10 protein-coding genes are annotated in these 11,389 nt (G+C 65.1%); 4 read left to right on the top strand and 6 right to left on the bottom strand.

Annotated elements, in window-relative coordinates:
- The first annotated feature begins 875 nt into the window (after nt 1-875).
- Genes IOC82_RS15605 through IOC82_RS15595 form a run of 3 tightly spaced genes read left to right on the top strand, consistent with a single transcriptional unit; the run spans nt 876 to nt 4,007 of the window.
- Nucleotides 876-2,450, top strand: a complete 1,575-nt coding sequence (locus IOC82_RS15605; protein ID WP_290547131.1) for a M23 family metallopeptidase — start codon at nt 876-878, stop codon at nt 2,448-2,450.
- Between the two features lie 54 nt (nt 2,451-2,504).
- Nucleotides 2,505-3,686 (top strand): MFS transporter, encoded by a 1,182-nt coding sequence (locus IOC82_RS15600; RefSeq protein WP_290547130.1) that lies wholly within the window; start codon nt 2,505-2,507, stop codon nt 3,684-3,686.
- A 27-nt stretch (nt 3,687-3,713) separates the two neighbouring features.
- Nucleotides 3,714-4,007 carry a hypothetical protein gene (locus IOC82_RS15595; RefSeq protein ID WP_290547129.1) on the top strand — a complete coding sequence of 98 codons (294 nt, stop codon included), beginning with the start codon at nt 3,714-3,716 and terminating at the stop codon, nt 4,005-4,007.
- 15 nt (nt 4,008-4,022) lie between these two features.
- On the opposite strand, the gene IOC82_RS15590 is transcribed toward IOC82_RS15595, so the two are convergent.
- Nucleotides 4,023-4,394: an MmcQ/YjbR family DNA-binding protein gene (locus tag IOC82_RS15590; RefSeq protein ID WP_290547128.1), complete on the bottom strand. Its 372-nt coding sequence runs from the start codon at nt 4,392-4,394 to the stop codon at nt 4,023-4,025.
- A gap of 131 nt (nt 4,395-4,525) precedes the next feature.
- Nucleotides 4,526-7,147, bottom strand: coding sequence for an ATP-dependent chaperone ClpB (gene clpB, locus IOC82_RS15585; protein WP_290547127.1), 2,622 nt, complete (start codon nt 7,145-7,147; stop codon nt 4,526-4,528).
- Nucleotides 7,148-7,399: 252 nt separating this feature from the next.
- Between clpB and IOC82_RS15580 the strand changes: the two genes are divergently transcribed.
- Nucleotides 7,400-8,188, top strand: a complete 789-nt coding sequence (locus tag IOC82_RS15580) for a formate/nitrite transporter family protein (RefSeq protein WP_290547126.1) — start codon at nt 7,400-7,402, stop codon at nt 8,186-8,188.
- A 7-nt stretch (nt 8,189-8,195) separates the two neighbouring features.
- Here IOC82_RS15580 and IOC82_RS15575 read toward each other — a convergent pair whose 3' ends face one another.
- The 4 genes from IOC82_RS15575 to IOC82_RS17200 form a co-directional block, all read right to left on the bottom strand.
- Nucleotides 8,196-9,038 carry a DUF4167 domain-containing protein gene (locus IOC82_RS15575; RefSeq protein ID WP_290547125.1) on the bottom strand — a complete coding sequence of 281 codons (843 nt, stop codon included), beginning with the start codon at nt 9,036-9,038 and terminating at the stop codon, nt 8,196-8,198.
- 311 nt (nt 9,039-9,349) lie between these two features.
- The gene (gene prmC / locus IOC82_RS15570; protein ID WP_290547124.1) at nt 9,350-10,201 is read right to left on the bottom strand and encodes a peptide chain release factor N(5)-glutamine methyltransferase; all 852 of its coding nucleotides are present in this window, start codon (nt 10,199-10,201) and stop codon (nt 9,350-9,352) included.
- Complete coding sequence (gene prfA / locus IOC82_RS15565) at nt 10,191-11,270, bottom strand: peptide chain release factor 1 (RefSeq protein WP_290547123.1); 1,080 nt, start codon at nt 11,268-11,270, stop codon at nt 10,191-10,193. The genes prmC and prfA overlap by 11 nt, the downstream gene beginning before the upstream one ends.
- Nucleotides 11,271-11,307: 37 nt before the next feature.
- Nucleotides 11,308-11,388 carry a hypothetical protein gene (locus IOC82_RS17200; protein WP_366935691.1) on the bottom strand — a complete coding sequence of 27 codons (81 nt, stop codon included), beginning with the start codon at nt 11,386-11,388 and terminating at the stop codon, nt 11,308-11,310.
- Between the last annotated feature and the right edge of the window lies 1 nt (nt 11,389).

The raw sequence follows: 11,389 nt of genomic DNA, 5'->3' as shown, positions 1-11,389 counted from the left end.
TTCACAATGTCAATCAGCTAACCAAAAACCAAACGCACAAATCCCCCGGTCCAACCCTCTCAGGATCACCGGCAAACCTGCCACCTTGTCGGCTTTCGGCAAAAAAAGAACCACAACGCTCAAAGCGATGCGTCCCTCAGTACCGAGCCTTATATGAGACGCCCAGCAAGAGTGTCAAGCGGGTCGGATATGGAATCCTCAAAAATCCCGTAAGTAGTTGAAAAAGAGAAATGAAACTTGACCGTGCCGGTCGCGGGACGTGGCGTCCGCAAAGGCAGGCCCTGGGCTTTGCCTGCCATTTTGCCTGGTTTGCGACGGGAGGCCGCCTGCCGTCACGCGGGCTGGGTCCGGTCGCGATCCTGAAACATGGTTAACGAAGTTGTAACGTGCAAATGGGATATTGCAACATGGTGTCCTTTTGCTCGCCTCCGCGACGGCGGCCGGAGCCCCGCACGGAGCCCCGCACAGGCAGGCGGGACCCTGTGGAAAGCCGCAAGCCATTGGCGGTTGACTATCTGGATTTGTACGGGCATTTTCCGACGCGCGTTGGGGCCTCAAAAAGGGGGCCTTGAGTCCCAGACGGAGCAAGACAAATAACCAGGCTCCGCTGGACCTGCCGATCGAGGGAAGCAGGCAGGTGGCACGTTCCAGGCGTGCAGGTGAGACACGTGCGAGTGAGACACGTGCGAGTGAGGCTCGTGCAAGTGAGACAGGGGATATGAGTATTGAACGATCGCCTTGACAGACAGTTCCGCGCCCGCACGCCAGTTGCCGGCTCGACCAGCCGTCCGCCACTTCCTTCGAAACCGGCGCCCCGTTCCGCCACGGCGCCGCGCGGTGCCGCCACTCCGCGCTCAGCTGCCGCGTTGCGCGCCTTGCCCGCCCCTGCAGCCGTTATCGATCCGACACCCGATCCGTTTCAGGTCGAGCCTGCGCATCACCGCTGGCTGCTGACCACCTGTGTTGCCGGCATTGCCGGTTCGCTCGTCATCGGCAGCGCCGTTCTGGGCATCTTCGGCGAGAACGCCGCCCCGCGCGATGCCTATGCCTCGGTCGAGAAAGCTTCCATCGCCGGCTTTCCGGCGGATGCGCCCGGCGCCCTGATGGGCCGGAAGGAACTCTCCGCCGCCTACCAGCCGGTGGTGCCGGAACGTGACCTGAACAACGCCAACCTCTATCCCGAGATCACCTCGGACGACCTGCCCTACAGCGATGCCAGGCCGTTGGTCATCGACGCCGACATCGACGGCGTGGATAACGAGGAGAATATCACCACCATCACCAAGCAGGTGCCGCCCGAGCCGACCGACGAAACCTTCACCCTGGCCAAGGGCCAGACGCTGATCGGCGTGCTGACCGACCGCGGTGTGAGCCCGGATGCCGCCAAGGCGCTGGTCGCCGCCATCGATCCGATCTTCCCGGTGAACATGATCAAGCCGGGAACATCGATCGAGCTGACCCTCGACCGGCAGATCGACTTCTACGGCCGCGAGGTGACCTTCCCGGTGGAGCTCTCCTTCAACCCGGGCCCGAAGGAAACGCTCACCGTCGAGGCTGACGAAGACGGCCGCTTCCAGGCGGCGATCGAGGGCGCCAAGGCCGGAACCAAGTCGCAATATGCGCAGATCAATCACTTCCGCACGGAAGCCGAGGTGGGATCGAGCCTCTACGGCACGGCCAAGGACAACAAGATCCCAGACTATATCATTGCGGAATTCACCCGCATCTTCTCTTATGACGTCGACTTCCAGCGCCAGGTGAAGGCCTCCGACAGCTTCGGGGTGTTCTACGGCAACCCGCTGACCGGTTCCTCGTCGCGGCGCAAGGTGCTGCACTTTGCGCAGCTCACCCTCGACGGCAAGACCAAGACATATTACCGCTACACCACCAGGGACGGGCAGACCGATTACTTCGACGAACAGGGCCGCAGCGCGCAGAAGTCGCTGCTGAAGACGCCGGTCTCCGGCGCCCGGCTGACCTCCGGCTTCGGCATGCGCATGCACCCGCTGCTCGGCTACTCCAAGATGCATGCGGGCGTCGACTTCGGCGTGCCGCAGGGCACCCCGATCCGCGCCGCCGGTTCGGGCGTCGTGAAGATCGCTGGCCGGCACGGCGCCTTCGGCATCGCCGTCGAGATCAAGCACAACAACCGCTACGAAACGCTCTACGCCCACATGAGCAAGCTCGCCACCGGCATCCGCCGGGGCGTCAAGGTGAACCAGGGCCAGATCATCGGCTATGTGGGCTCGACCGGCCGGTCCACCGGGCCGCACCTCCATTACGAGGTCCACGCCAATGGCCGCCCCGTGAACCCGACGCGCATCAACGCCGCGGGCGGCAAGCAACTCGCCGGCAAGGAACTGGCGAAGTTCAACCAGATGAAGCAGCGGGTTCTGGCCATGATGCAGCAGGCGCCTTCGCCGCTGCAGGTCGCCCAAGTCAAGCAGTAAAGCATAGCCCGATCGGCGCTTGCGCCCCAGGTCCATGCCTGCGATGACCTTGGCATGCGCGTCTTCCTCACCTTTCTTGCCGCCTATATGCTGAGCCAGTTCTACCGCTCCTTCCTGGCGGTGATCGCGCCCGAACTGGCGCATGAACTGACGCTCGATCCGCAGGCGCTCGGCAACCTGCAGGCCTTCTGGATCCTCGGTTTCGTGGCCACGCAGTTTCCGGTGGGCTGGGCGCTGGACACCGTGGGGCCGCGCCGCACCGTGGCGCTGCAGATGCTGGCCGCGGTGGCGGGCGCCCTGCTTTTCGCCACGGCGCACAGCGCGCCGGCGCTAAACATCTCCATGCTGTTCATCGGCGCCGGATGCGGCTCGATCTACATGGGGGCGATCTATATGTTCGGGCGCATGGCCGCGCCGCAGCGCTTTGCGTTGCTGTGTTCATGGCTCCTCGGACTCGGCACGGCCGGAAACCTGCTCGCGGCCTCTCCCCTGGCATGGGTGGCGCAGTCGACCGGCTGGCGCGGCGCGATGGCCGGCATGGCGGTGGCAACCGCGCTGTCGGCCCTCTCGGTGCTGTTGCTGATCCGCGATCCGGAGCGCATCGCCACGCATGGCGCACGCGGGCTGTTCGGCGGCATCGGCGAGATCCTGAAGATCCGCGCGCTCTGGCCCCTGCTGCCGATCACCGCCGTGAGCTATGCCGTGGTGCTGGCGGAGCGGGGCCTGTGGGCGGGCCCGTATTTTTCCTCCGTATACGGGCTTGATCCGGTGGCGCGCGGGCATGCGTTGCTGGTCATGGCGGCGGCCATGTCGGCGGGCGCCATGGCCTATGGCCCGCTGGACCGGCTGCTCGGCACGCGCAAATGGGTGGTGTCCGGCGGCGTGAGCGTGACGGCGCTGTGCTTTGCGGCGCTCGCCCTGCCCGGCCTCTCGCTCACCGCGGCGATCATCGCCATGGGCCTGCTCGGCGGTTTCGGCATGACCTATGGCGTGCTGATGGCGCATGGCCGCGGCTTCGTTCCCGATCACCTGCTGGGCCGCGGCATCACGCTGCTGAACGTCCTGTTCATCGGCGGCGCCGGCGTGCTGCAGCCCTTGAGCGGCGCATTGATGAAGCGGTTGGCGGATCACCCGCCCAAGCAAGCCTATGCCACGCTGCACCTGATCTTCGCGGGGCTGCTGGCGGTGAGCCTCGTCGTCTATCTCTTTGCCAAGGACAATCCGCCGAAACAATAGTCAGCCAAACCCCAAGGAGCACCACACATGCAAGTTAAGTCAGCGATAGCCGTGACAGTAAGTCTTGTTCTCGCATCAGGCACAGCAAACGCGTTGGTCTTCGGAGGATCAAATCTCGGTGTTCTCGGCTACCCCAAACACACTTGCAGTGCGCCCAGCAAACCGTACGACCTGAGCGACGAGTATGCTGTAAATCGCTATAATAGCGATCTCGACTATTACATCGACTGCATCAAGGCATATGTGGAGAACGCCAAGAACGACATCGAGAGGATAAATGAGTCCGCCAATGACGCGATCAGGGAGGCCAACTCCCTCTGATCGCAGAGCGGCACCCTACCCCAAGAGCCCCAATTCCTTCTGCACCCGTTTCGGCAGGTTCAGCGCGGCGAGGCGATGGCTTTCGCGGAGGTAATCCTTGAGCGCCGCATCATCCAGCGTCTCTGCCGTGCACCGCTGCAGCCAGAGGAGCCCGCGCGAGGCGAGATAGGGCGCGGGCCGCAGGCCGGGCTTGTCCTTCAAGAGATCGAAGGAGAGCTGCGAGGCCTTGAAGGTGATGCCGGGCGAGGCCCCCTCCCAGCGCGAGGCGATGGCGAAGACCTTGCCCTTGGGCCCGCCCACCTTCCACACATGCGCCTCGTCCCACTGGACCACGTGCGCGGTGTGGGCAAGGCTGCGGCAGAAGCGGTTGTAGCCGTCGAGGGTCATGGGCGGAGAGTGCCATGTGAAGCGCCAGGCCACAACGGAGTGCCAAATGTCTTCTCCCGCTTCTTCAGCGGGAAGAGGACAAGAGATAGGGGCGGCCCCTGGGGACCGCCCTTTTTCAATTCGTCACACGCTCAATGCAACTGCACGACCTTCGGGTCGACCATGGTCTTGCCGCCGACTGGCACGCCGTTGAAGGTGAGGAGGCCGGACTTCACGTCCACCTTCACCGTCTCGCCGTCCTTGATGCGGCCTGACAGGATTTCCTCGGCGAGGGGGTCCTGAAGGTTCTTCTGGATCACCCGCTTCAAGGGGCGCGCGCCATAGGCCGGTTCGTAGCCCTTGTCGGACAGCCAGTCGCGCGCCGCGTCGCTGATCTCGATGGCGATCTTGCGATCGGCGAGAAGCTTGCGGAGACGCCCGGCCTGGACGTCGACGATGGCGCCCATATGCTCGCGCTTGAGCCGGTGGAACAGCACGATCTCGTCAAGGCGGTTGAGGAACTCGGGCCGGAAGTGACTCTTCACTACCGCCATCACCTCATCCTTCACCACGTCCACATCCTGCCCCTCGCCCAGGTTCACCAGATATTCGGCGCCCAGGTTCGAGGTCATGATGATCAGCGTGTTCTTGAAGTCCACGGTGCGGCCCTGGCCATCGGTCAGGCGGCCGTCATCGAGCACCTGCAGCAGCACGTTGAAGACATCCGGATGCGCCTTCTCGATCTCGTCGAACAGCACCACCTGGTAAGGCCTTCGCCGCACGGCCTCGGTCAGCGCACCGCCCTCGTCGTAGCCGACATAGCCGGGAGGGGCGCCGATCAGGCGCGAGACGGAGTGCTTCTCCATATATTCCGACATGTCGATGCGCGCCATCGCGTGCTCGTCGTCGAACAGGAAGGCGGCCAGCGCCTTGGTGAGCTCGGTCTTGCCCACGCCCGTCGGCCCCAGGAACATGAACGAGCCGATGGGCCGGTTCGGATCCTGCAGGCCCGCGCGCGAACGCCTGACCGCGGTCGACACCGCGATCACCGCGTCGGACTGGCCGATGACGCGCTTGGCGAGCTCCGTCTCCATGGCGATGAGCTTCTCGCGCTCGCCCTCCAGCATCTTGTCGACGGGAACGCCGGTCCAGCGCGACACGACCTGCGCCACGTGGTTTTCCGTCACCGCCTCCTCGAGCATCTTGGAGCTCGACTTCTCTTCCGCCTCCTTCAGCTTCTTCTCGAGGCCGGGGATGGTGGCATAGGCCAGTTCGCCCGCCTTGGCGAAATCGCCCTTGCGCTGCGCCTGCTCGAGGTCGAAGCGGGCCTTCTCCAGCTCCTCCTTGACCTTGGAAGCAGACGCGAGCTGCGCCTTCTCCTCCTGCCAGCGCCTCGTCATGCCGGCCGACTTCTCCTCGAACTCGGCGAGCTCCTTCTCGAGCTTGACGAGACGGTCCTTGGAGGCCTGGTCGGTTTCCTTCTTCAGCGCCTCCCGCTCGATCTGCAGCTGCATGATGCGGCGGTCGATCTCGTCCAGCTCCTCGGGCTTCGAGTCGACCTGCATCCGCAGCCGCGACGCCGCCTCGTCCATCAGGTCGATGGCCTTGTCGGGCAGGAAGCGGTCGCTGATGTAGCGGTTCGAGAGAACCGCCGCCGAGACCAGCGCGGAGTCGGTGATGCGCACGCCGTGGTGAAGCTCGTACTTCTCCTTGATGCCGCGCAGGATCGAAACGGTGTCTTCCACCGTGGGCTCGCCCACGAAGACGGGCTGGAAGCGGCGGGCCAAGGCCGCGTCCTTCTCCACGTGCTTCCTGTATTCGTCCAGCGTCGTGGCGCCCACGCAGTGAAGCTCGCCGCGGGCCAGCGCGGGTTTGAGCAGGTTGGAGGCATCCATCGCGCCATCGGTCTTGCCGGCGCCGACGAGGGTGTGCATCTCGTCGATGAACAGGATGATGCCGCCCTCCGCCGCCGTCACTTCCGACAGCACGGCCTTGAGGCGCTCCTCGAACTCGCCGCGATACTTGGCGCCTGCAATGAGCGAACCCATGTCGAGAGCCAGCAGCTTCTTGTCCTTCAGGCTCTCCGGCACGTCGCCCTTGACGATGCGCAACGCCAGGCCTTCGGCGATCGCCGTCTTGCCCACGCCGGGCTCGCCGATCAAGACCGGGTTGTTCTTGGTGCGCCGCGACAGCACCTGGATGGTGCGGCGGATTTCCTCGTCGCGGCCGATCACGGGATCGAGCTTGCCCGCTTGAGCCGCCTCGGTGAGGTCGCGCGCATATTTCTTCAGCGCGTCATAGCCCTGCTCGGCGGACGCCGTGTCAGCCGTGCGGCCCTTGCGGATCGCGTTGATCGCCTCGTTCAGGCCCTGGGCGGTGACGCCGGCGGCCTTTAGCGACTTCTGGGCGTCCGACGGCTCGACGGCCAGCGCCTGCAGCAGACGCTCGGCAGTCACATAGCTGTCGCCCGCCTTCTCGGCGATCTTCTGGGCGGCCTCGAAAACACGCGCCATTTCGGGCGACAGGTAGACCTGCCCCGCACCGCCGCCAGAGACCTTCGGCATCTTCTTCAGCGCCGCCTCGGTTTCCCGGAGCGCGAGACGTGAGTCTCCGCCCGCAGCCTTGATCAGGCCGGCGGCAAGCCCCTCCTCGTCATCGAGCAGGACCTTCAGCAAGTGTTCGGGGGTGAAGCGCTGGTGGCCCTCACGCAGCGCCAGCGACTGCGCGGACTGGATGAAGCCGCGCGAACGTTCGGTGTATTTCTCGAAATCCATCTGTTTCTCCTCCTCGGCACTCGTCGTGGGCCCCGGAAAAGGCACCCCTGAAAAGCCGTCAACGGTTTGATGTGCCACCCCAACCCATGTTGAACCCCCGCAAGGCATTCCCTGAGGAGAGTGACCCTTGATGGGAAACATATGGGCATGGGTTTTCGATCAATCAAGCGGGGGTATATTGACCCTCGCCATCCTGCTTGACCTTGCGCTGTATCAAGGCAATTGCAACCGCTCTGCAACTTAATGATAAGCATGGAACAGAAACTCGATCCGACAGGCATAGACGCCTACAAGCCCGCCGAAGTGGCGCTCCGCATCGAAGAGGCGGGCGTCAAGAAGGCCAATCTGCCGGCCATCCCGCTGCTCACCCTTTCGGTGCTGGCGGGAGCCTTCATCGCACTGGGGGCCGCCGCCTTTACGGCAGTGCTGGCGGGCACCACGCCGGGCTTTGGCCCGGCGCGGCTCCTGGGCGGCATCACCTTCTCGACGGGCCTTATCCTGGTGGTGGTGGCGGGGGCGGAACTTTTCACCGGCAACACGCTCATCGTCATGGCGCGGGTCGACGGCAGGATCACCACTGCGGCACTCCTGCGCAACTGGGCCTATGCCTTCACCGGCAACCTGATCGGGGCGCTCGCAGTGGTGGTTCTGATGGTTCTCTCGGGCCTGCTTGACGGCCCCAAGGGCGATGCGGCGCGCGCCATTGCCGAGGCCAAGGTGGCGCTCGGCCCCTTGCAGGCCTTCACCCGCGGCATCCTGTGCAACATGCTGGTCTGCCTGGCGGTGTGGGTGAGTTTCGCGGCGCGGGGGGTGGACGGCAAGATCCTGGGGATCGTGTTCCCGATCTCGGCCTTCGTGCTGCTGGGCTATGAGCACTCGATCGCCAACATGTATTTCATTCCGCTCGGCTGGGCGCTGGGCGGGAATGTCAGCGCTGCCGGATTCCTCGGCAATCTGGCGCCCGTCACGCTTGGAAATATCGTGGGCGGCGCCGGAGGCGTTGCCCTCACCTACTGGCTGGCCTACCGGCCACGCGGCTGAAAACGGCTCAGTCGGAGGCTTCCGGACTCTCGGCGGCGATTTCCTTGCGGGTGCGGCGGCGCTTCACCGGTGCTGCAGCCTCCTCGGCCGCGGCTTCGACCGGGGCCAGCGCGGGGGCCGGGCGGCGCAGGAAGGATGGGGCCTCCCAGCGATCGGCATCGTCCGAAGACGTGGCAGGAGCCGGGGCCGGAGCGGGTTCGGCGCGCGGCTGGCCGTCCTGCTGGCGGGGCTGCTGGTTTTGCTGGCGCGGTTCCCAGCCCTGGCCCTGCTGGTCGTTGTTGCGGCGCTCGTTGCGGTCCTGCCAGCGCGGACGGAAACGGTCACGGCCCTGCCCTTGATTGTCGCGGTTCTGGTCACGGTCGCGGTTCTGGTCGCGGTTGAAGTCGCGGTCCCGGTTCTGGCGGAACGGCTGGTTCTGCAGCGGCGGGCGCTCCTGGCTGTCCATTGAGGGCTGGTCGCCAAGGCCTTCCGGCTCGGCCCCCTGGCCCTGCTGGCCGCGCTGCTCGACCTGCGCCTCGCCATGATCCTCAAGGTCCTCGTCATCGAAATCATCGTCGCTGCGCCGGGACTGCTGCTGGTTCTGCTGGTTATAGGCCTGTGCGGCGAAGACGATGCGCAGGTAATGCTCGGCGTGCTGGAAATAGCTTTCCGCCATCACGATATCGCCCGAAGATTGGGCGTCGCGGCCCAGCTGGAGATATTTGTCGGCCACCGTCTGTGCGGTGCCGCGGACCTTCACGTCCGGACCGTTGCTCTCATAGACGCGGCTCAGCGGGTTGCCCCCGCCCCCGCCGCCGCCACCCGCGTTGCGATGACGGTTGCGGTTGCGGTTCTTATGGGTCGGTCTCATCGAAATTCCATCTTCAGGCTGGGCCTGATCCTAGGTTGCAGGAATTGCCCCACGGAACTCTGTGGTTCCGCGGCAATCCGTCGTCACATGTGCTCAGAAAGCGAGCGTCTTCAAGCTTAACCCGTTGGTTGAGAAGGCTTCCGCCAGCGGCGCGAGTCCCGGAGGGCTCTTGCCATGTCCCCGCCTGTGCTGATTTCAACTGGGCTGTTGCGCCATCCCGGCGCTGCCCCCTCGTCGTTCCCGGCACCAATACAAAGGGCAGAAAGCGTTTCCGACTCGTATCTAGCGCACAAGCCCCTCATTTCCAAACGCTATTTTTCAGGGCGGTTAAAGGCCAGGCAGCGCTCGTGGCCGCCCAGATCACGGTGCCGGCTGGCGGCCCGGAACCCTTCCGCGGTGAAAATCGCCGCGATTTCGTCTGCCTGCCCCGCCCCGATCTCGACCAGAATCCGGCCTCCCGGCGCCAGGTGGGCGGCGGCAGAACATGCGATGATGCGATAGGGGTCGAGGCCGTCGGTTCCTCCTGAAAGTGCGAGGGCCGGGTCGAAGTTCCTCACGCCGGGGCTCAGACCGGCGATTTCGCCATCCGGAATATAGGGCGGGTTCGACAGAATGATGTCGAAAGTTCCGGAGAGTGGGGCAAACCAGCTGCCCTCCAGCAGTGTCAGCCGGTGGGCGACGCCGAGGCGGGCCGCATTCTCCCGCGCCACGGCGAGGGCGGCAGGCGAGAGGTCGGTCGCCACGCCGCGCGCTGCAGGCCGCTCGGCCAGCAGCGTGATGGCAATGGCCCCGGTGCCGGTGCCGAGGTCGAGCAGCCGCGCCGCCTGTGGCATAACCGCCAGCGCCGCCTCGATCAGGGTCTCGGTATCGGGCCGCGGGTCCAGCGTGTCGGGCGTCACCCGGAAGACCCGGCCATAGAATTCGCGTTCGCCGAGGATGCGGGAGACGGGCTCATGCCGCTCGCGGCGGGTAATGAAGTTTTCGAAGTGCTGAAGCTGATCGGCCGTGAGCGCAAGGTCCGGCCCCATGATCAGATCTTCCCGGCTGATCGCCGCCGCTGCCTGCAGCAGCAGGCGCGCATCGAGCACCGGCATGTCGCAGCCCGCCGCCTTCAGCCGCGCGGTGGCGGCGGCCAGGAGGCTTGCGAGATTGTCAGGCGGCATTGTCCGCTTCGGCGAGAAGCTCGGCCTGATGGTTGGTCATCAGCGCCTGCACCATTTCCTCCAGCGCGGGCCCTTCGATGATCTGGTCGAGCTTGTAGAGGGTGAGGTTGATGCGGTGGTCGGTGCAGCGGCCTTGCGGGAAATTATAGGTGCGGATGCGCTCCGACCGGTCACCCGAGCCCACCTGGTCCTTGCGGGTGGCGGAGCGCTCGGAATCGATCCGCTGGCGCTCGATCTCGTATAGCCTGGACCTGAGCAGTTTCATCGCGGCGTTCTTGTTCTTCAGCTGCGACTTTTCCGTCTGCTGCGCCACCGCGATGCCGGTCGGGATGTGAGTTATGCGCACCGCGGAGTCGGTGGTGTTCACCGACTGCCCGCCGGGGCCCGACGAACGGTAGACGTCGATGCGGAGGTCCTTGTCCTCGATCTTGATGTCGACGTCCTCGGCCTCGGGCAGCACCGCCACCGTCGCCGCCGACGTGTGAATGCGCCCCTGAGTCTCGGTCGCGGGCACGCGCTGCACGCGGTGCACGCCCGACTCGAACTTCAGGTGCGCGAAGGCGCCGGCGCCATAGATGTTGGCGATCACTTCCTTGTAGCCGCCATGCTCGCCCTCGCTCGCCGAGATCACCTCGACCCGCCAGTTCTTCGACGCCGCATAGCGCTGGTACATGCGGAACAGGTCGCCGGCGAAGATCGCAGCCTCGTCGCCGCCCGTTCCGGCGCGCACTTCGAGAATGACGTTCTTGTCATCCGCCGCATCCTTGGGAAGGAGCAGGATGCGGATTTCGTGCTCCATCTTCTCGATCTTCTCCCCGAGAACGGGGCGCTCGGCCTCGGCCATCTGGGCGAGTTCGCCGCCGGCCTTCATCATGTCGTCGAGGTCGCGGCGCTCGTCATAGGCCTTGCGCAATTCCTGCGCCTTCCTGGCAGCCGGCTCAAGATCGGCATATTCCTTCGACAGCTTGACAAAGGCATCGCCCGGCACGGCCCCCGACGACAGGTCATGTTCGACGGTGGCGAAGCGCTGGATGATGCGGTCGAGCTTTTCGTGCGGAATGGCGGACATGGGCGGCTTCTAGCCGAAGCGCTCGCCCGGTGGAAGCTCAGTCCCTGGCCGCTGCGTCGAAGAGGATGGTCACCGGGCCGCCGTTGATGAGGGCCACCTGCATGTTGGCCGCGAAGATT

The organism is Aestuariivirga sp., from assembly GCF_020252395.1.
Lineage (GTDB): Bacteria > Pseudomonadota > Alphaproteobacteria > Rhizobiales > Aestuariivirgaceae > Aestuariivirga.
Note: the sequence above shows the minus strand (reverse complement) of the source record. Positions and strands in the feature narration are given on the sequence as shown.